This is a genomic window from Amycolatopsis sp. NPDC003676 (assembly GCF_053587275.1).
On the sequence record NZ_JBSFNS010000083.1, the window covers coordinates 16,387 to 36,735 of the forward strand.

Annotated in this window: 17 protein-coding genes; 8 read left to right on the top strand and 9 right to left on the bottom strand. The window is 68.6% G+C overall.

Going from position 1 to position 20,349, the window contains the following annotated elements:
* The first annotated feature begins 71 nt into the window (after window positions 1-71).
* Window positions 72-545 (top strand): nuclear transport factor 2 family protein, encoded by a 474-nt coding sequence (locus tag ACWDNU_RS33310; protein WP_449671793.1) that lies wholly within the window; start codon window positions 72-74, stop codon window positions 543-545.
* A gap of 9 nt (window positions 546-554) precedes the next feature.
* Here the strand turns inward: ACWDNU_RS33310 and ACWDNU_RS33315 are convergent, their stop codons facing one another.
* The gene (locus tag ACWDNU_RS33315) at window positions 555-860 is read right to left on the bottom strand and encodes a hypothetical protein (protein WP_370936683.1); all 306 of its coding nucleotides are present in this window, start codon (window positions 858-860) and stop codon (window positions 555-557) included.
* A gap of 83 nt (window positions 861-943) precedes the next feature.
* On the bottom strand, window positions 944-1,831 hold the full coding sequence (locus ACWDNU_RS33320) for a helix-turn-helix domain-containing protein (protein WP_449671794.1): 888 nt from the start codon (window positions 1,829-1,831) through the stop codon (window positions 944-946).
* An 87-nt stretch (window positions 1,832-1,918) separates the two neighbouring features.
* On the opposite strand from ACWDNU_RS33320, the gene ACWDNU_RS33325 reads away from it, so the two are divergent.
* The 4 genes from ACWDNU_RS33325 to ACWDNU_RS33340 all read left to right on the top strand — a co-directional run bounded on the left by ACWDNU_RS33325 (window position 1,919) and on the right by ACWDNU_RS33340 (window position 5,764).
* Window positions 1,919-3,088, top strand: coding sequence for a hypothetical protein (locus ACWDNU_RS33325; protein ID WP_449671795.1), 1,170 nt, complete (start codon window positions 1,919-1,921; stop codon window positions 3,086-3,088).
* A 4-nt stretch (window positions 3,089-3,092) separates the two neighbouring features.
* The gene (locus ACWDNU_RS33330; RefSeq protein WP_370936680.1) at window positions 3,093-3,872 is read left to right on the top strand and encodes an SDR family oxidoreductase; all 780 of its coding nucleotides are present in this window, start codon (window positions 3,093-3,095) and stop codon (window positions 3,870-3,872) included.
* A gap of 10 nt (window positions 3,873-3,882) precedes the next feature.
* Complete coding sequence (locus ACWDNU_RS33335; RefSeq protein ID WP_370936679.1) at window positions 3,883-5,043, top strand: sulfotransferase family protein; 1,161 nt, start codon at window positions 3,883-3,885, stop codon at window positions 5,041-5,043.
* A 94-nt stretch (window positions 5,044-5,137) separates the two neighbouring features.
* Window positions 5,138-5,764 carry a hypothetical protein gene (locus tag ACWDNU_RS33340; RefSeq protein WP_449671796.1) on the top strand — a complete coding sequence of 209 codons (627 nt, stop codon included), beginning with the start codon at window positions 5,138-5,140 and terminating at the stop codon, window positions 5,762-5,764.
* Between the two features lie 6 nt (window positions 5,765-5,770).
* Here ACWDNU_RS33340 and ACWDNU_RS33345 read toward each other — a convergent pair whose 3' ends face one another.
* The 3 genes from ACWDNU_RS33345 to ACWDNU_RS33355 all read right to left on the bottom strand — a co-directional run bounded on the left by ACWDNU_RS33345 (window position 5,771) and on the right by ACWDNU_RS33355 (window position 12,244).
* Complete coding sequence (locus ACWDNU_RS33345) at window positions 5,771-6,316, bottom strand: AAA family ATPase (protein WP_449671797.1); 546 nt, start codon at window positions 6,314-6,316, stop codon at window positions 5,771-5,773.
* Between the two features lie 43 nt (window positions 6,317-6,359).
* On the bottom strand, window positions 6,360-11,303 hold the full coding sequence (locus ACWDNU_RS33350) for a DUF7927 domain-containing protein (protein ID WP_449671798.1): 4,944 nt from the start codon (window positions 11,301-11,303) through the stop codon (window positions 6,360-6,362).
* Window positions 11,304-11,428: 125 nt separating this feature from the next.
* Entirely contained in the window at window positions 11,429-12,244 is an 816-nt protein-coding gene (locus ACWDNU_RS33355) for a BPL-N domain-containing protein (protein ID WP_449671799.1), read from the bottom strand.
* A 158-nt stretch (window positions 12,245-12,402) separates the two neighbouring features.
* Here ACWDNU_RS33355 and ACWDNU_RS33360 point away from each other — a divergent pair, with 158 nt between their 5' ends.
* Window positions 12,403-13,077 carry an endonuclease V gene (locus ACWDNU_RS33360; RefSeq protein ID WP_449671800.1) on the top strand — a complete coding sequence of 225 codons (675 nt, stop codon included), beginning with the start codon at window positions 12,403-12,405 and terminating at the stop codon, window positions 13,075-13,077.
* On the opposite strand, the gene ACWDNU_RS33365 is transcribed toward ACWDNU_RS33360, so the two are convergent.
* Window positions 13,069-13,575, bottom strand: coding sequence for an HAD domain-containing protein (locus tag ACWDNU_RS33365; protein WP_449671801.1), 507 nt, complete (start codon window positions 13,573-13,575; stop codon window positions 13,069-13,071). The two genes, ACWDNU_RS33360 and ACWDNU_RS33365, sit on opposite strands and share 9 nt — an antisense overlap.
* Window positions 13,576-13,653: 78 nt before the next feature.
* Here ACWDNU_RS33365 and ACWDNU_RS33370 point away from each other — a divergent pair, with 78 nt between their 5' ends.
* Window positions 13,654-14,064 (top strand): NUDIX hydrolase, encoded by a 411-nt coding sequence (locus tag ACWDNU_RS33370; protein ID WP_449671802.1) that lies wholly within the window; start codon window positions 13,654-13,656, stop codon window positions 14,062-14,064.
* A gap of 31 nt (window positions 14,065-14,095) precedes the next feature.
* Here the strand turns inward: ACWDNU_RS33370 and ACWDNU_RS33375 are convergent, their stop codons facing one another.
* The 3 genes from ACWDNU_RS33375 to ACWDNU_RS33385 are packed head-to-tail and all read right to left on the bottom strand — an operon-like array spanning window position 14,096 to window position 19,091.
* Window positions 14,096-15,673, bottom strand: coding sequence for a hydantoinase B/oxoprolinase family protein (locus tag ACWDNU_RS33375; RefSeq protein ID WP_449671803.1), 1,578 nt, complete (start codon window positions 15,671-15,673; stop codon window positions 14,096-14,098).
* Window positions 15,670-17,727 (bottom strand): hydantoinase/oxoprolinase family protein, encoded by a 2,058-nt coding sequence (locus tag ACWDNU_RS33380; RefSeq protein WP_449671804.1) that lies wholly within the window; start codon window positions 17,725-17,727, stop codon window positions 15,670-15,672. The genes ACWDNU_RS33375 and ACWDNU_RS33380 overlap by 4 nt, the downstream gene beginning before the upstream one ends.
* 26 nt (window positions 17,728-17,753) lie before the next feature.
* A complete protein-coding gene (locus tag ACWDNU_RS33385; RefSeq protein WP_449671805.1) occupies window positions 17,754-19,091 on the bottom strand; it encodes an MFS transporter in 1,338 nt (445 codons plus the stop codon).
* Between the two features lie 139 nt (window positions 19,092-19,230).
* Between ACWDNU_RS33385 and ACWDNU_RS33390 the strand changes: the two genes are divergently transcribed.
* Entirely contained in the window at window positions 19,231-20,256 is a 1,026-nt protein-coding gene (locus ACWDNU_RS33390; protein ID WP_370936668.1) for a LacI family DNA-binding transcriptional regulator, read from the top strand.
* The last annotated feature ends 93 nt before the right edge of the window (window positions 20,257-20,349 follow it).

Sequence of the window (20,349 nt, forward strand, 5' to 3'; positions counted from 1 at the left end):
TTCCGGGGTTCGAGGACAGAAAAGTAGAACAGGTTCTTGCGCTCGGTCAAGCGGCGGAGGACGCTGGGCGCATGGACCTGGCCGCGCTCGAAGAAATCCGCCGCGTGAAATTCCGCTACCTCCGGTGCCTCGACCTCAAGCGCTGGGACGAGATGGCGGAGACGCTGACCGCCGACGCCCGCGTGCACTACGGCACGCCTTCCTACGGCGAACCGCTGAACTTCGACAACCGTGACGCGCTCATGGAATTCCTGAGCACCACCGTCGGCCCCGGCATCACGACGATGCACTTCGCCGGCCACCCGGAAATCGAGATCGACGGCGACACCGCGACCGGGCGGTGGATGTTCCAGGACAAGGTGATCGTGGCCGAGCACCGCGTGGTCATCGAGGGCGCCGCGTACTACGAGGACACCTATCGGCGCGAGGACGGTGTCTGGCGGATCAGCAGCACGGGGTACGAGCGGCTGTACGAAACGCTGGTGACGATGAAGGACCAGCCGGGGTGGAAGCTGACCGCGAACATGTGGGGCCAGCCCGCATGACTGCGGCGGTCAGCGGAGCTGTTCGGCGACTTGCCGCAGGCCGTCCTTGACGAGCCGCCCGTATTCGTCGTCGCCGAGCGCGCCGATCTCGGCCTGGGCCAGCTGAAGGTATTCGCGGGCCCGGCCGAGGTCGCCGAGTTTGCGGTGGCACTCGGCCAGATTCAGGTGCAGCGACGGGTACAAACCTGCAGCCGACAGCGACACTCCGGCGTCGGCCAGCCGCGCATCGGTCACGAGATCGGCGGCTTCAAGCGCCCGCTGGTCCAGGAAGTTCCTGCCGCACGTCGTCCTGGACGTCGGCAATATCGAATCCATCGCCAGACCCCCTTCCCGGATTCGCGGTCCGTGCGGGGAACCCTCACGGAATCAGAGTCCCTCAGGGTTCCCCTCACGGACCGTCAAACCGAGTGAGGACGAACCCCGCCCGCCTCCGCCGTCACCGCATCCGCGACCGCCGCCAAAGCCGCGCCCCGGCGAGCGATTTCCGCACCGGTGATCGGTTCGCCCACCGACAGCGTCAGCACCAGTTCCTGCCTCCCCGACGCGTCGAAAGTCGGGGCGGCGAGCAGGCTCACCGCGTGCTTCTTCCGCGGTTCGAGGTCCGCGCCGAGGTACACCCGCTCCCCCAGGCTCGACACCAGCTCGCCGACCAGCCCGCGCACCTCCGGCGGCAGATCCCCAGCGGCGACACCCGCCATCAGCGTGTAGAGCCGACGGCCCGCCGAGGTCAGGCTTTCCACCAGATACCCGTGTTCCCGGCACTCGGCGACCACGCGCCGCAGGTACGCCTCGTCCAGCCGCACCGGCACCGCGGGCGGCGTGGCGAGCCAGGCGTCGAAGGCGGATTCCGCGTCCCACAGCACATACATCAGCCCGACCGGCGGCGCGAACGGATACGTCTCGCCGAGCCGCACCTTGCCCGGCCCGGCGCTCTGCAGCATCAGGATCCGGCCGTCGACCACGGCCGACGCGGTGCACGTCGCCTGGTAGCGGGCGCTGAGTTCTTCCAGGTGCGCACGGGCGATTTCGCTGGCGCCGAAGCCCTCCGAGGCCGCGCGCCCGGCCGCGATCATGGCCGGGCCCAGGCGGTAGGTCGTCGACCGGGGATCGCGGACCACGTAGCCGCTCGCGGTCAGCTCGGTCAGGATGCCGAGGCAGGTCGGCTTGCTCAGGTCCAGTTCGCGGGCCAGCGCGGACAGCCCGAACCGCTGCCCCGGCCGGGCCGCGAAGTAGTCCAGCAGCCGCACGACCCGCTGCGTCGGCGGCGAGCGCCGGGTAACCGCCATTGACCCGTCCTTAGAACGCGTTCTAGTCTCAACCGACACCGAACGTACCACCCCGGTACAGAGTTGGACCAGCGTGAGGAGTCTCCGGTGCTGACCGAACCGCTCGCCGGCGCGATCGCCGAAGCCGAAAAGATCATCGCCGAGGCGCCGCACGTCCGGACCGAACAGGACCTGATCGAGGGCTACGACTACCTCGCGGGCAGCATCCGGGCCTCGATTCAGACGGCGTGGGCCTACGACCGCGACTTCCCGTACTTCACCCTGTCCACCGGCCCGTCTACGAAAATGGGCCTGGACAACCCGGACACCCTGTACTTCAACGCGAACATCCGCGAGGACCGCGAGTACGTCGTCACCGGCACTCGCGGCACCACCGCCGACCTGAGCTTCCAGGTCCTCAACGGCGACTACACGCCGGTCGAGGTGCCCGACAGCATGACCGCGTTCGACGACCGCGACATCCCGATCGCCGCCGACGGCACGTTCGAGATCCGCTTCGGCCCGGCAAAGCCCGATCCCGAACCCGGTTATTTCGTGCTGGGCCCGGGATCGTCGATGCTCGTCGTGCGCGAGGTCTACAGCGACTGGGCGACCGAACGGCGCGGCAGCATCCAGCTCCGTTGCGCAGACACCACCGGCCAGGCACCGCCCGCGTTGTCGCGCACCGCGATGGAGAAACGCTACGGCGTCACCGGAAAGATCCTGCTCAGCCGGATCCGGACGTTCCTCGCCTTCCCGAAGTGGTTCTACCTGAACCTGCCGGCGAACACGATGACCGAACCGCGCAGCACGCCTGGCGGCCTGCCCACGCAGTATTCCTCGGCCGGGCATTACGAACTCGCCGACGACGAGGTCATGATCGTCACCGTGCCCCGTTCGGACGCGCCGTACCAGGGCATCCAGCTCGGCAGCCCGTGGTACATCTCGCTGGACTACCTCAACCACCAGACCAGCCTCACCGCTGACCAGGCCCGGACCGACCCGGACGGCAAGATGCGGTTCGTGATCAGCGAACGCGACCCCGGCGTCGCGAATTGGCTCGAACGCACCGGGCACGACCGCGGTTACGTCCAGATCCGCTGGCAGCGGCTTTCGCGGGAGCTGACTGCGGCGGACGGCCCGGAGGTCGAGGTCGTGAAATTCGGCGAACTCGCCGATCGGCTGCCGTTTCACAAGGAGGCCCGCGTGACCCCGGAGGAATGGGCAGAGCGGATCGCCGCGCGACAGGCCGCGGTCGCGGCCAGGATGCTGGGCTGAATTCATGGATCTCCTTACTGGCAAAGTCGTTCTCGTTTCCGGCATCGGGCCGGGCCTGGGTCGATCGATCGCGCTGCGGTCCGCCGCCGCCGGTGCCGACGTCGTCCTCGCGGCGCGCACCGAATCCCGGCTCGCCGAAGTCAAAACCGAGGTCGAAGCGCTCGGCCGTCGCGCCGTCTCAGTGCCTACCGACATCACCGACGATGCTTCGGCGACCAAGCTCGTCGAAACCGCGGTGAGCGAGTTCGGGCGGGTGGACACGTTGGTGAACAACGCTTTCGCCATTCCGCCGATCACCGACCTCGCCGAAGTCGATCTGGACGCGGTCCGCGCCGGCTTCGAAACGAACGTGCTCGCCGCGCTCCGGCTGACCCGGCTCTGCACCGCCGCGCTCGCCGAAAGCGCCGGTTCGGTCGTGATGATCAACTCGGCCGTGCTGCGGCATTCCCGGCGTACTTTCGGCGCGTACAAAATGGCCAAGGCGAGTCTGCTCGCGCTCGCGCAGAGCCTGGCGTCGGAACTCGGCCCGCGCGGAATCCGGGTCAATTCCGTTGCCCCGGGCTACATCTGGGCGGATTCGCTCAAGTGGTATTTCGCTTACCTGGCCAAGGAACGCGGCGTGCCCGCGGAGCAGGTGTACCAGGAAACGGCGGAGACGATCGACCTGCGCCGCCTCCCGGAACCGGACGAGATCGCTGACACCGTCGTGTTCCTCGCGTCCGCGCTGGCCCGCTGCGTCACCGGGCAATGCCTTGACGTGAACGCCGGCGAATACCATCACTGAGGGGAAGACCATGCGTCCAGGACGAGACAGCGTCGGCACGGTCGAAGACCTCCACGCGTCCGCCGCGAAACTCACCGGCCTCGATGATTTCGGCGGAGACGAGCATCTCGAAGGATTGCGCGTGCTGCTCGATTCCTATGCAACCGAAGCCGATTTGACGCCCTATGGCAACAAAGTCCATCGCGCGTTCCTGCGCGGTGCGTTGGTCGCTCGGCTGCTCAGCGAAGCTTCGTGGAAACAGAATCCGCAGTACGCCGACGTACCCATCGAGCGGCCCATCTTCGTCACCGGCCTGCCGCGCACTGGCACGACCGCACTGCACCGGCTGCTGACCGAAGACCCGGCGCACCAGGGTCTCGAAGTGTGGCTGACCGAAATGCCGCAGCCGCGCCCGCCGCGCGAAACCTGGGCGGAAAACCCGGTGTTCCAAGCGATTCAGGCCGGTTACGAGCAGCACCACGTCGAACATCCCGAATTCATGGGCCTGCACCACATGTCGGCGGACCAGGTCGAGGAATGCTGGCAGCTGCTGCGGCAGTCGCTGAAATCCGTGTCGTACGAATGCCTCGCGCACGTGCCCGGCTACTCGCGCTGGCTCGACGGACAGGACTGGACCGACGCCTACCGCAGGCACCGGCGCAACCTGCAGCTCATCGGCCTGCCCGACGCCGGCCGCCGCTGGGTGCTCAAGAACCCGAGCCACCTGTTCGCGCTCGACGCGCTGATGGAGGTCTACCCGGACGCGCTCGTCGTGCAGACCCATCGCGCGCCCAGCACCATCATCGCGTCCGTGTGCAGCCTGACCGAACAGGCTTCAGAGGGCTGGTCGGACACTTTCCGCGGCGAGGTCGTCGGACGCAGCCAGCTCGATCTGTGGGCGCGCGGCGCCGAACAGTTCGCCGCCGCTCGCGCTCGGCACAACCCCGCGCAGTTCTGCGACGTCCGGTACGAGGACTTCGTCGCCGACCCGATCGGCACTGTCGAGGGCGTCTACCAGCACTTCGGCCTCGACCTCGCCCCGCAAGCCCGCGACGCGATGACGACGCTGCACGAGCGGAGCCGCACCGGGGACGCGAAACCGAGGCACCGCTACGACCTCGCCGACTTCGGCCTGACCGCCGGGGAGGTCGACGAGCGGTTCGCCGGATACCGCGCCGCGCACCGAAGTTGAAGCCGTTTCGAGACCGGCATCTTCGGCGAACCGGCCACGCCGCCCGAGGCCGCCCCCTAGGATCTGCCCGACGTTCCTTGAGCGGAGAGCAGGTATGACGACCTTCACCAACACGATCCTCCAGATCCTCCCGCAGGCGTTGCTGCTGATCGTGGGGCTGTTCGGCCTGATCCTCTCGATCGGGCGGCGCTCGCGCGGCGGCTCCGGGCTGATGGTGGCCGCCTTCGCGGTCATGCTCGTCACCACGGCGCTGAACATCGCCTGGCAGCTCATGCTGACGAACGTCGCGTCCTGGATGGCGTCGGATCACCTGAGCAGCTCCGAGATGTCGACGATCTTCCTGGCCGTCGGCATCCCGCTCAACCTGCTCGAGGTGCTGTCGTGGCTGCTGGTCGTGCTGGCGGTCGCGAAGGGCGGCCGCGCGCCGCAGCCCGGTTTCGCGCCCGGCGGGTATCCGGTGGGCGGGCAGCCCGGGTTCGCTCCGCAGGGCGGTTACGGCCAGCCCGGGTATCCGCAGACCGGGTATGCGCAGCCTGGTTATCCGCAACCGGGCCAGCCTCAGCCCGGTCAGCCTGCTCAACCGGGTCAGCCCCAGCCCGGCCAGCAGTCCGGCTACTTCCAGCAGCAGCCCGGCTACCCCCAGCCGGAACAGCCCGGTCACTCCCAGCCCGAGCCGCCGCGGCCCAACCCGGGCGACGGCCCGCAGCAGCCGCCGAACTGACCCCGGTCAGACCGCCGCTTCAGCCTCGGCCCTGGCGAGAATCTCGTCGACAGTTCCCTCGACCGTCAGCTCCGAGGTGTCCAGCCACAGCCCGATCTGCGGGGTCTTCTCGCGGAGGTACGCGTCCAGCCCGGCGATGCCCGTGTCGCCCGGCTGGTACGCGATCTTGCCTCGCGCCGCCTGCCGAGCCGCGTCGCGCTGCGCCACCACCTCGGCGCTCGGCGCGAGAACCACGACGTAACAAGGCCGCGTCCGCAGCGCGTCGACCATTTCGGTCAGGTGTTCGCCGAGCACGATGTCCTGCAGCACCACAATGAACCCGGCGTCGGCGTACCCGTCCGCGACCTGGGCCGCGAGCGCGTACCGCAGCCGGAGCTGCCGGATCGCCTCGGCGGGCGGGTCGGCCGGGCCCATCTCGACCCGGCCGTTGACCACCATGCGCCGGAACGCGTCACCGCGCACGTGGACGGATTTCGGCAACCGCTCGGCGAGCGCCTGCGCCACCGTCGACTTGCCCGCCGCTTGGATTCCGGTCACCACGAAGATCGGCACGCCCCGGACCCTGCCTTCTTCGTCAGCGGTCCGCCAACGATTTTCAGCCTCGACGCCTGCGTCGCCGGGTGGCGACCAGCAGCGCGAAACCGGCCAGCAAGCTGAACAGCGAGCTGAAGAGCAGGTCTCGGAACGGCGTGCCGGTCGAGGCCAGCGGCGGCGTGCTCGGCGGAATCCCCGGGGTCGGAGGTGTCACCGGAGTGTCGGTGGAACAGCCAGGTTCGGCACCGGTGACGCAACTGGTTCCCGGATTAGCCGAGACCACGACGTTGCGCAGATGACTCCCGGCAGCGGCATCGGGTTTGACGGTGATCGAGTAAGTGACCGTGACGGTCTGGCCGACTGCCAGCTTCCCGTGCCAAGTCAGCCGCGAACCGCTCTCGTCGACGGTTCCGCTGGTGGCCTTGGCGTCCTGGTTGTAGGTGGCGTCGTCCAGAACGTCGGAGAGATCGTCGACGAACGCAGCGTCCGGGTAGGCGGCCGTGCCGGTATTGGCGATATCGACGGTGTAGGCGACCTTCTCCCCCGGTTTCACCGTCGCCACGCCTGCGCGCTTGGTGATGGTCATCGCGCGCACCGGGGTTTCCGTGCCGCAAGCCGGGTCCCGGGTCAGGCAGTTCGTGTCGTCCGGACTCGTGACGGCGTTGCGCAGGATCTTGTCGCCACGCGGCGGATCCCCGACGGTCACCGAGTACGTAATGGTGACCTCCGCACCCGCCTCGACGGGTCCAGTCCACTGTAGACGCGGGGCTTGGTAGCGGACGTCTCCCGCGGTCGCCTTGGCATCTCCGTTGTAGTCGGCATCGTCCAGGACTCCGGACAGGTCGTCGGTGAACTGTGCGTCCGGTTGCGGTGCCTCGCCGGTATTGCGGACGGTCACGGTGTAGGTGACCTTCCCGCCCGGTTGAGCGACCGCGGGATCGGCGGTTTTGGTGATCCGCAGGTGCGGTTTCGGCAGCACGACCCGGCAATCCGGATCGGTCGACCCCTCCGGGCAGTTCGACCCGCTTCCGGTGACCGTGTTGACGAGCCCGTGGTCGCCTGCGTTGGTGACAGTGACGGAATACGTGATGGTCGCGGTGGCTCCCTTCGCCAGGTCACCCGTCCACGTCAGACTCGGCGGCGCGACGGCGACGGTTCCGGTGTCCGCTTTGGCGTCGCCGTTGTAGGTCGCGTCGTCGAGCACGCCCGCGAGATTGTCCGTGAACGACGCGGCCCGGTAGTCAGCCTCGCCAACGTTCTCGACGGTGATCGTGTAGCTGACCCGATCGCCGGTCTTGATCTCGGCTGGGGTCGCGGTTTTCGTGATCTTCAGCGCTGGCAACGGCGTGACCGTCCCACAGTCCGGATCATGAGCACCCGGCAGGCAATCGCCACCGGTGACCGCGTTGACGAGCTTCTTGTCGCCGGTTGGCGGATTGTGCACGGTGACGGTGTACGTGATTGTCACCGACGCACCTGGCTCGACATCCCCGTTCCAGGTCAGTTTCGGTGCAGCGTATGCAGTTGTGCCATTGGTCGCGCGAGCGTCGTTGTTGTAGCTCGCATCATCGAGAACACCAGTCAGATCATCGACAATGGACGCGTCACGATAGGCGGCCTTCCCGTCGTTGGCCACCGAGACGGTATAGGTGACAGTGTCGCCGGGCCGTGGATTCGCCGGGCTCGCGGTCTTCTTGACCTTCAGTGCTGGCAACGGAGTGACCGTCCCGCAATCCGGATCATGACCACCCGGCAGGCAATCACCGCCAGTCACCGCGTTGACCAGTTCCTTGTCACCGGTCGGCGGATTATGCACGGTGACGGTATAGGTGATCGTCACCGACGCACCCGCCTCGACATCGCCATTCCACGTCAGTTTCGGTGCGGCATAAGCAGTTGCGCCACTCGTCGCACGAGCATCGTTGTTGTAGCTCGCATCATCGAGAACACCAGTCAGGTCATCGGTGACGGACGCGCCGTGGTAAGTGGCCTTGCCATCGTTGGCCACCAGAACGGCATAGGTGACAGTGTCCCCGGGCCGTGGCTCAGACGGACTCGTGGTCTTCTTGACGTGCAGGCGCGCGACCGGAGTCACCGGATTGCACTCCGGCTCCGTGTTGCCGGGCGGGCAACTGGAGTCGGGCGGGCCGGTGACCGCGTTGCGGAGTTCGCTGTCCCCCGCGTGCGTCGAGCTCACAGTGACCGAGTAGGTGATCGTCGCGGTAGCGCCAGCGGGCAGGTCGGCGGTCCACGCCAAGGTGGGTTCTGCATAGGTGACGGTGCCCGTGGTGGCCTTGGCGTCCTGGTTGTAGGTCGCATCGTCCAGGACACGGCTCAGGTCGTCAGTGAAACGCGCACCTCGATAGGTTGCGGTGCCTGGGTTTCGCGCGGTCACCGTGTACGTGACCTTGTCGCCGGGCTGCGCCGTCGCGGGCGAGGCGGTCTTCGACAGTTCGAGGGTGCCGATCCCGGTGTGAGTACCGCACTCCGGGTCAGTATTGCCGGGCGGGCACGTCGAACCGTCCGGTCCGGTGACGAGGTTGCGCAGCCGCTTGTCGCCAGCGGGCGGGGTGCCGACGGTGACGGAATAGCGCACGGTCACGGTCGCACCGGCCGGAACGTCGCCCGTCCAGTGCAATCGCGGCGCGGCGAAGGAGGTGGTGCCCGACGTGGCTGTCGCGTCGTTGTTCCACGTCGCGTCATCGAGAACACCGGAGATGTCGTCGGTGAACGACGCCCCTGGATACCCGGCCTCGCCGACGTTCCGCACGGTCACGGTGTAGCTGACGCGCTCGCCGGGCTTGACGTCGGTTTTGTCCGCGGTCTTCTTGATTTCGAGCGCGCCGATGGGAGTGTCGGTGGTGCAGTCCGTGCTGTTCGGCGGGCAGTTCGATCCCTCCGGGCCGGTCACGGTGTTGCGCAGCTTGCGGTCCCCACGCGGCGGCGACGCCACGGTGACGGTGTAGCGGATCGTGACGGTCTGGGCGGCGGGAATGTCGCCGGTCCACGTCAGTTTCGCGGTGTTCGGGTCGTATCCCGGCTGACTGGGCGTGGGAGTGCCGCCGAGGGTGGCGGCGGCATTGTTGTTGTAGGCGGCGTCGTCGATCACGCCGGTGAGATCGTCGGTCAGGTGGACCGCGGTCGCCGTCGCGCCGCCGATGTTCTCGGCGGTGATCGTGTACGTGACGGTGTCGCCCGGCTTCGCGGTGGCGGGCGCGGCCGATTTCCGGATCACCAAGCCGGAAATCGGTTCGTCCGTGGTGCAGGAGGGGTCCGTGCCGCAGTTCGAGCCGTCCGGGCCCACCACCCGGTTGGTCAGGCGACGGTTTCCGCGCGGCGGATCTCCGACGGTCACGGTGTACGTAATGGCGACCGTGGTGCCCGCCGCGACGTCGCCGGTCCAGTGCAGCGCGCGGCCTGGGTCGTAGGTCACCGTGCCGGATCCGGTTGCACGCGCGTCGTTGTTGTAGGTGGCGTCGTCGAGGACGTCGGTCAGATCGTCGGTGACCCGCGCTCCTGGCCAATCAGCTTGGCCGTCGTTGGTCACGGTGACCGTGTACGAGACGACGCTCCCCGGGCTCGGATTGGCGGGCGACGCGTGCTTCGCGATCTTCAAAGCGGCGATAGGCACGACCGTCGAACACGCGGGATCCTTCGACGGCTCAGCGCAGTTGCTTTCCGGGACCGTCACGACATTGGTCAGCTTCTTGTCCCCGCCGGGCGGCTTTCCCACGGTCACCGAATAGGCCATGGTGACGGTCTCGCCCGGCGCGATCGGTCCCGTCCAGGTCAGCTTCCGGCTGTCGTAGCTCGGCTGGGTCGGCGTCGGCGCGCCACCGTTCGTGGTGGCGGCGTCGTTGTTGTACGCGGCGTCGTCGAGGACCGCGCTCAGGTCGTCGGTCAGCCTGGCGGCCGGGGCGGGACCGTCGCCCTCGTTGCTGATCGTCACCGTGTACCGCACGGTGTCCCCCGGCTTCGCGGCCTGCTCGCTGGCGGTCTTGCGCACCACGAGGCGGGACGTCAGGTTCGGCGCGATCGAGCAGCTGGCCAGGTCGGTGATCGGCCAGGAGCCGCCGGATTCGGACTTGATCCGGCCGACCTGGTTGTCTTGGGCGTTGCCGCCGGGCACCAGCGTCGACGCGCCGGTCTTCGGGTCCACTTTGTACAGTGCGCCGCCGTAGTAGCCGAGGTAGATCGAACCGTGGAAGTAGGCCATTCCGTAGTTGTTGAACCCGTTGCTCGACCCCGGCCCGACGACGTGCACCGCCCGCGTGGTGGTCCCGGTCGCCGGATCGAGCCGGTACACGTAGGTCGAGCCGCCGTAGGAAATGCCGTAGTACGCGCCGCCGTCGGCGTCCACGAAGAGATCCGGCACCAGGGATCCGCCGAGGAAGACGGGATCGTTGGACGGCACCGGCGTGAGGTTCGAGCCCCTGGTCCAGACGGTCGTCGCGCCGGTCGCCAGGTTCATCCCGAACAGTTTCGGCGCGCCGCCGTTCTGCGCGCCGAAGAGCATCCCGGTGTTCGGATCCGCGGCGGTCCCGCCCCAGTTCGCCCCGGCGGGCAGGTCGCGGGTCTGGCCGGCGGCGATCTCGTCGGTGGCCCGGTCCGTTCCGGAAACGTGTTTGTACAGCTTCCGGTTCGCGCTCGTGTAACTGGAATAGAACGCCGCGGGACGGCCGGTGTCGGGATCCTTGCCGAGCGCCATATTAGTCGACCAGTAATCCGGCAGGCCCGCGCCGGCCCGTTTGCTGATCACGGTGTTCTCGATCTCGGCGTCGCCCGCGGCGTCGGTGCGGAACTGCATGCCCGAGCGGAAATTGCTGTAATAAAGATGGTCGCAGTCGAATGCGGACGGACTCTGCTCGCCTTCCACCGGCCACGTCTCCGCCGCCGCGGGAACAGCGCCGCCGACCACCACGCCCGATACGGCGACCGCCGTCACGAGAACCTGCACGGCTAACCGCCGGACCGCTTTCCCGCTCCCACCCGCCCAGCGCACCATGATCGCATCGAATCAACGCGCACCCCGGCCGACAACTCGAAAGCGCGGCGGGGCGCACAAGTCACCCGCTTGAGTTCACCCGAAATTGTCCGGCCGCGAAAAACATTCGTGCGCGGGCATTTCCCTTACCGCGAGACAGTCGCCTGGATCAGCTCGTAGGCCAGATCCATCTGGACGCCGTCGGGATTGGTGAGCCCCTTCTCGTCGTACCAGGAGGCGTCGGCTTCCGGATGCGGCCCGCTGACGCCGACCCGCCCCTTGCCGTACGGGGCGACGGCCACCGCGGGCGCCCCGTTGGTGTAGGTCGCCAGCACGGTCGCGTGGGAACCTTCGTCCAGCCGGAAGGCTGGCCCGTCCTGGAAATACATGTGCCGCGGCTTCCCCCGCCAGCTGACCTCGATGACGGTGTCACGCTCGTCCGGGACCGTGGAGCCGGGAGAACCCGCGTACCCGTGCGTGTCTCCGGGCAGGAGGCCGAACCCCGGATCGCGGCCCGCGAGATAGCCGCCGAAGCACAGGCCGAGGTAGCTGCCGCCGTTCCGGACCCAGTCGCGGACCGCGCCAGCCGAGCCGTCCAGGTCCTGCCAAGTCCGGTCGAGATCCTGGCCGCCGCCCGGCTGGACGTACAACTGCGCCTTCGCCAGCACGGCCGCGGTCAGCGGCTTCCCGGTGCCCGGCCCGACGTACTCGACCCGGAAATGCTGCGGCGCCCGGCGCAGCAGATCAGCCGCCGCGGGCCCGCAATCCGCGCATCCCTGCGGTCCGTTGTAGACCAGCGCGAGCGGCGCTTCCGCAGTCCGCGCCGGAGGTTTTTCCGCCACCGCCTCCGGCTGGCCACAGCCCACCGCCAGCAAAGCGGCGGCCGAGAGGAGCCCGGCCAGCCACCGCAGCCGCCCCGGAATCGCTGGCCGACGGCCGGGCCTGAGGTCCGTACCAGGCATGGGTTTTCTCTCTCCTCGTGATCGCCGCCGCCGTACCGTAGCACTAACGATTAGCTTTTGGTAACGGTCACACTTTCGAGCCTGATAGGGTCGGCGCTCCCGCCTGTCACCGATCGTGCCGCAGGACCTGGTCGTCCTGCCACTCCGCGAGGAACCCCATGCCAGCCTGGCCCGCCACCGAGGCCGACGCCCTTGCCGAACAAGACCGCCTGCGCGTCCTCGTGGACCCGACCGGCCCGGCCCTTTCCGACGGTGCCGTGGTAGCGGGCGTCGACGTCGCCTACGACGACGAACGGGACCTGGTCGTCGCGGCCGCCGTGCTCGTCGACTGCACCTCGCTCGAAACGGTGGAGGAAACGACGGCGGCCGGACGAGTCAGCTTTCCTTACGTACCCGGCTTGCTGGCCTTCCGCGAACTGCCGCCCGTCCTGGACGCTCTGGCCGCACTCCGCCACCGCCCGGATTTGGTCCTCTGCGACGGCTACGGCCTCGCCCACCCGCGGCGGCTCGGCCTGGCCAGCCACCTCGGAGTCCTGACCGGCCTCCGCACCGCCGGGGTCGCCAAAACGCCGTTCACCTTCGCCTACGACCAGCCCGGCCCAGCGCGCGGCGATTGGGCTCCGCTGCTCGACGACGCCGAGGTCGTCGGACGTGCACTGCGGACGCGGACCGGAGTCAAGCCGGTCTTCGTTTCGGCCGGCCACCGGATCGGCTTGGCGGAGGCCAGCGACGCGACGTTGGCCTTGGCACGGAACTATCGCCTGCCGGAGACGACTCGCCGGGCGGATTCCTTGTGCCGCAAGGCGTTGGCGGAGCGCCAGCTCTCACGATGACCGAAGCCATTCGCCGATCACCACGAAATCCTCCTCCACGAGACCGAGATCCGGAGCGACGCGATACAGCAGTGCACGACCGGGATGGCGGGCCCGCACCCACTCCCGATCCGTGTCGGCGATCTCGTCGTCGACCCAGACGAAGGGACGTCCGTCCGCCCATTCGACCAGCGTCCGGGTCTTCCAGTGCACACCGGACCACTGGTCTTCGCGTTCCTCCGCCGCCGAGAGCTCCGGCCAGCGCACGACCGCCAGCGGCGGCAAGCCGAGCCGCGACGCGATCTCGGTGTTGGCTTCTTCTTCCCACGTCGTGGCCCATACCAATTCGGCAGGCAGCGCGGCGAGCCGGATCCCCCAGCGCGGATCGAGTCGATCCAGCAGAGGACCCGGCTCAAGTGGTTCACGCCCGGGTGCAGGGCCGAACGGCAGCAGCGTTCCGTCGACATCGAGGAACACCAGCGAGCGACGGCCGTCAAGGGAAGACTCAGTCGATTCCATTGCGCTGCCAGCATATCCAGTTGAGCCGCAAGCCCGCGCCAGCTATCTTCACTCGACGAAAGCCCGGAAGGAAACCCGTTGACCGTCATCGACAAGATCGCCTGGATCACGTTCGACGCGGGCAGGGTTCTCAGCACTCGTTCCCGAGGCAAAGACGTCTACTACCTCCCCGGCGGCAAACGCGAACCCGGGGAGACCGATCTCCAGACTCTCGTCCGCGAGATCGACGAGGAGCTCACCGTCGCCGTCAAGCCCGAAAGCGCCCGGCATTTCGGCACCTTCCAGGCTCAAGCCCACGGTCACGCGACGGGCATCGTGGTCCGGATGACCTGCTACACCGCCGACTACCGAGGGACCCTCGCTCCTAGCGGCGAGATCGAGGAAATCGTCTGGCTGACCTACGCCGACCGGGGCCGGGTGTCCCCGGTCGACCAGGTCATCTTCGATCATCTGCACGAGGTCGGGCTGCTCGCTGAAGCTCCACAGTAGACAGTCACCTCGCGGAATCCCCGCGCTACACCTACGCAGGCGCCCCGTATCCCCCTCCCCCACCCGACTCGCATCGCAGCACATCCCCTCGATGCACCCGGAGGCTGTTCACCTTCAACATCTCTCGCGCCTCCGGCGTGCCAGGGTTCAGCACCACCCGCGGCGGCGCCCCCGACGACCCGCCGAACAGACCCCACGCGGGCGTCACCGAACGCTCCCACCACAGCGACAGATCCTGGTCCGCCTCCATCACGTACTCCCGGATCACCCCGTCGCCCCCGCGCCAGCGGCCCGCGCCGCCTGAGCCGGTGCGGATGCGGTATTCGTTCACCCGCACCGGATACAGCGTTTCGACTACTTCCACCGGCAGGTCCCGCAGCGACCCGTTGACGTTGTTGATCAGCGCCGTTTCCCCGTCGCCGCCTTCCCAGGCACCCCAGCCGCCGACGGTCGCCTCCAAAGTCACGAACGGTTCCCCGGTCCGCGGATGCTCACCGGCGAATTGCACGATCATCGAATCGCCGTAGCTGGCCGCCGCGACGCGGTCCGGCATCGCGGGTGCGAGCGCGGCCACGACGAGATCGATGAGCATGCCGAGGCTCGAGTAGTAGTACTGGCACGCGGCGGGCTCCCGCGCGCCGAGCATCGACCCGTCGCGGACCTGGACGTCCAGCGGCGCGAACGAACCCCCGTTGAGGCTCACCTGCGGCGAGATCAGCAGCTTGTAGCCGACCCGCGCCGCCGAAATCGCTTGGGAGCGGCCGCAATTCACCGGACCGGTGGCCTGGTCGGCACAGTCGGTGAGGTCGATCGTCATCGATTCGCCCTCGACGGCCACTCGCACGCGCACCTTCAGCGGCGTGTCCGGGTCGATCGCGTCGTTGTCCAAATACCCAGTCGCCTCGTACTCGCCGTCCGGGATCGCCGCGATGCGTTCACGTTCGAGCCGTTCGGTCTGGGCGAAGATCTGCTCGCGCGCGGCGTCGACGGTTTCCGCGCCGTAACGGGCGAACAGCTCGCCGAGCCGTCGCACACCCATCCGGGCACAGGCGATCTGCGCGCGCATGTCGCCGAGGGTCACGTACGGGAAGCGCACGTTCGTCTCGATCAACCGCAGGATGTCGGCGCATTCGACCCCGCCGGCGACGATCCGCGTCGGGCCCATCCGGAGGCCCTCTTGGTAGATGTTCGTGGAGTCCATCGAGCCGCCGGGATCCTTGGACCCCATGTCGATCCAATGCGCCCGCGAAGCCGCGAAGCCGACCAGTTCGTCGCCGACGAAAATCGGCGCGTAAACCGTGCAGTCGTTGAGATGCGTGCCGCCGATGTAGGAATCGTTGAGCACCCAGACGTCGCCCGGCTGCCAGACGTCCGCGCCGAACAGGTCCTCGGTGTGGCTCGTGCAGATCTCCAGATTCCCCAGGAAAATCGGCAGCCCGGACGACTGGCCGAGGACACGATGGCGACGGTCCAGCAACGCGACGGCGCAGTCTTTGCCCTCGTAGATCGTCGGCGTGTAGGACGACCGGATCAGGGTCATGTTCATGTCCTCGGCCGCCTGGATCAGCGCCGAGCGGATGATTTCGGTGGTGACGGGGCTGATGCTCACGCGTGCTCCTCCTGCAGGTGGTCGGCGGCCGCGAGGGTGACGACCAGGAAGCCGTGGTCGTCGACGGCGAGTTCGGCGTCCGGCGGGACGACCGTGGTGGCGGTTTCCTCGTGCACGATCGCGGGCCCGGGCAACCGGCTGCCGGGGGCGAGCGAGGCGCGCGCCACGATCGTGGTGGGCACGGCCTGTCCGGCGAAAACGACGTCGCGGACAACGGACTCAGGTTGTTCGACGATCGTCTCCGCAGAAGCCGCGGCGCGGTCGACGACGCCGTGGCCGGTGGTGCGGAGCGCGACGAACTGCACTGGCGCGCCGGGGGTGGCGTGGCCGTAGCGCTGGTGGTGGATCTCGGCGAACCGCGCCTCGACGGCGGGCAGGAAATCGGGACTGTCGACGGGATCGGATTCCAGGATCGGCACGGTCAGGGTGTAGTCCTGGCTTTCGTACCGCATGTCGACGCCGTGGGTCACCGACTGGCGGTCCTCGGAGATTCCCTGCTCCCGCAACGCTTCCAGTGCCTGATCGCGCAGCGAGTCGAGCGCCGTGCGCAGGGCGCGGGTGTCGAGTTCGGCTCCGTTGGCGAAGAACTGCATGGTGAAGTCCCGCCGGACGTCCGCCTCGAGCATGCCCCACGCCGAGAACGCGCCGGGGAACCGCGGCACGATCACCTCGGTGATGCCGATTTCCTGTGCGATGAACGCCGCGTGCATCGGTCCCGCGCCGCCGAACGCGAGCAGCGCGAACTGGCCCGGCTCGCGGCCGTGTTCGACGGTCAGGGTGCGGATCGCCTGCGCCATCTTGGCGTTGCCGACGTCGCAGATGCCGGACGCCAGCTCGACCGGATCCATGCTGAGCTGCTGCGCCAGCGTCGCGACGGCCGTCCGCGCGGCGTCGAGGTCGAGCGGCATTCCCCCGCCGGCGAACGATTCGGGATCGACGCGGCCGAGCACGCAGTTCGCGTCGGTGACCGTCGCCTGCGTCCCGCCGCGGCCGTAGCACGCCGGGCCGGGCACCGCACCCGCCGATTCGGGGCCGACGCGCAGCGCATCGCCCTCGGCGTAGGCGAGCGAACCGCCGCCCGCGCCGACCGTGTGCAGGTTGACCAGCGGCATCAGCAGCGGGAATCCCTCCGCCTCGCCGTCCGGCGAAACGTCGGCGGCGTAGTCCATCACCAGCGAGACGTCGAACGAGGTGCCGCCCATGTCCACGCAGATCAGGTCGGGACGGCCGAGCAGCTTCGCCGCCGCGACGCCGCCCATCGTGCCGCCGACCGGGCCGGAAAGCAGCGTCTGCAACGGATGTCGCCGCGCGAACCCGGCGTTGACCAGACCGCCGGAGGACTGCATGACGTGCACCGGGACGTGCAGGCCCTTCTCGGTGAACCGCGCTTCGATGCGGTCGAGATAGCGGTGCACCGACGGGCCGGTGTACGCCTCCAGCACCGCAGTCGACGTCCGCTCGTACTCCCGCCATTCCGGCGCGACCTCGTGGGAGAGCACGACCAGCGCGTCATCGCCGAGTTCGTCGCGCAGGATCTCTCCCGCGCGGCGTTCGTGCCCGGAATCCAAGTAGGAGAACAGGAAACACACCGCGACGGCCTCGAAACCCTCTTCGCGCACGCGTTTCGCGACCAGCCGCACCGCGTCCTCGTCGAGCGGTTCGAGTTCGCCGCCGGTGGCGTCGAGCCGTCCGGCGACCTCCGCGACCGCTTCCGGCCCGACGAGCGGCTCGGGCTTGCGGTAGTGCAGGTCGAACAGCCGGTTCCGGTTGCCGCGCGCGATCCGGTAGACGTCGCCGATCCCCCGCGTGGTCAGGATCAGCACCTTCGCGCCGCGCCGTTCGAGCAGCGCGTTCAGGCCTTGCGTGGTGCCGTGCACGAAGAACTCGATGTCGGCGAACGGCAGGTCGAATCCTTCGAGCGCGCCGAAAACGCCGCGCGCGAGGTCGTCGGGGGTGGTGAGCACCTTGCCCGCGCGCAGCCGCTGCGTCGCGCCGTCGTGGACGACCACGTCGGTGAAGGTGCCGCCGATGTCCATGGCGACGCGGTAGGTCATGGGAACTCCTTGTCCGATAAGGGAAATCAGGTGAGCGCGCGACCCTCGGTCTCGGGCAGCGGAAGGACGGCGAGAAGCGCGACGACGAGGAAGGCGACAATCGACGCGACAGTCAGCGAGGACGCGACGCCGTGGTCCATCATCGCGCCGATCACCGGCACCGAAACGGTGTTGGCCAGCAGGATCGCCGACGTGGACCACGAGTAGCCGACGCCGCGCAGCCCGGTCGGCAGCACCTCGGCCGACCAGGTGTTCCAGATGCCCCAGGCGCCGAGCGAGAAGAACGCGAGGATCAGGTTGCCCGCGTACAGCTGCGTCGACCCGGTGGCGAGGCCGAACAGCACTCCGCCGATCGCCGACGCCAGCGCGAATAGCAGGAAGATCCGCTTGCGGCCGTGGCGGCGGGTCAGCCACGCGGCGAGCAGGTAGCCGGGCACGGACACGACCTGCGTCACCGCGACGAACCACAGCGCGCCGGACACGCTCAACCCGCGATTCTGCAGCAGAACGGGCAGCCAGGTCTGCAACCCCCAGTAGCCCCAGCTGAACGTGAACGACGTGATCAGCAGCGGCAGGAACCGCCGCCGCACGGGCGACCGGAAGAGGTTGCGCACCGCGCCTGCCTTGCGATCGGCGTCCTCGACGGAAAACCTCGTGTCAGCAGGAATATCCGCGCCGAGACCGCGTAGCACGGTCGCAGCTTCCGCGTGCCGACCGCGCCGAGCGAGCCAGTAAGGCGATTCCGGCACCCAGCGGAGCACGGCGAATGCCCACAGCCCGGCCAACGCGGCGACCACGGCGACGGCGCGCCAGCTGATCATGCCGAGCGACTGGCTCACGCCGATGCACAGCAGCGTGCCGATCGGAAACCCGATGCTGAGCGCGACCGCACCTTGGCCACGACGGGCGGTGGGCAGCAGTTCGAGAAAATACGGGAACGTGACCGCGTAGACCCCGCCGAACGCGACACCGGAGAGGAACCGCAGCACGACGAACGGCCAGAACGCCGGCGACAACCCTGCGGCCAGCGCGAGCACCGCGTAGATCAGCAGGCTCGCGACCGTCACTCGGCGGCGGCCGAGCCGGTCGATCAGCCCGCCCCACAGCAGCGCGCCGGGCACCATGCCGAACGCGACCGCGGACAGCGCCCAGCCGAGTTTCGTGTTGTCCACGCCGAACTCGCCCGCGATCCCGTTCGAGACGTAGACCAGGCCGACCTGTTCCCAGGCCTCGACGACGAACGCGAAGAACAGCACCGAACCGGCCAGCCAATGTCGCCGGGTCAGCCGCATGCCGGTGCAGACGTCGCCGACGGTCGGCGCGGCGGCGGAGGTGGGCGGGGCGGGCTCGTGCGGGGCGGCCATGGCGCCTCCTATCATCATCAAAACGTTTTGATGAGCTTTCGCGGCATCAAACCCGCGCGCCGTCGCGGTGTCAAGACCTCGTCCGCCGGCCGGTGGGCGATACTGGGCCGTCCGGAGGCAGGGCGAAAGGGTGCGAGGAGTGGAAACGGCGAGCGGCAAGCGGCCGGTGACGATCCGGGAGGTCGCCGAGCGCGCCGGGGTCTCGATCAGCACGGTTTCGCACGCGCTTTCCGGCCGCAGGCCCATTTCGGCGGCGACGAAGGCGCGGGTGCGCGAGGCCGCCGCGGAGCTGGGCTACGACCCGAACCCGAACGCGCGCTCGCTGCGCACCGGCCGGTCCGGGCTGGTCGGGCTCATCCTGCGGCCGCGCTACGCGGTGGCCGGCACGCCCGACCGGGCCGAGACGTTCAACCGGCTCGTCGGGTCGATCGCGACCGAGATGCTGCGGCACAAGACCGGGCTGATCCATGTGCCCGACCTGCACGACCCCGCGGTCGCGAGCGTGCCGATGGACGGCTGCATCGTGGCCCACCCCTACGGCGGCGACACCGCGCTGGCCGAACTGCTCGGCCGGGGCCTGCCCGTGGTGACCGTCGAGGAGGACCCGGAACAGCCGGACCTCCCGTGGGCGGTGCGGCTGGACTATCCGCCGGTGGTCGAAGCACTGCTGGACCACCTCTACGAGCAAGGCGCGCGCGACGTGCTTCTGTTGTCCGGCACCGAGGACAACGCCTGGAACCGGCGTCCGCGCGAAACCTACCTGGCGTGGTGCAAACTGCGCGGGCTGTCGCCGCGGACCGCGTTGCTCAGCGAAGGCCTGACCCAGCGCGACGTGCCCGAACTGGTGCAACCGTTGTTGTCCGGCCCGGACCGGCCGGACGCGATCGTGGTCGCGACAAGCGATTTCGCCCCGCTGATCGCCGATGCCGCTGCCGCGCAAGGCCTGCGCGTCCCGGACGATCTGCTGCTCGCCGCGCTGACCGACAGCGAACACGCCCGCATGAGCATGCCGCCGATCACCGCGATGGACCTGACGCACGAAGCGCTGGCCGAGCAGGCGGTGGAGTTGATGCTGGCGCGGTTGTCCGGAGCCGAGACACCTGCCGGGCCGGTGTTCCTGGCTCCGGAACTGCGGTTGCGGGAATCAACCAGGCGACGCGAGTGACGCCGGGCTTCGTTGCTGGGCGAGTGTGCCGTGAGGGGAACCCTGAGGGAATCAGATTCCCTCAGGGTTCCCCTCACGTACGACAACCCAGCC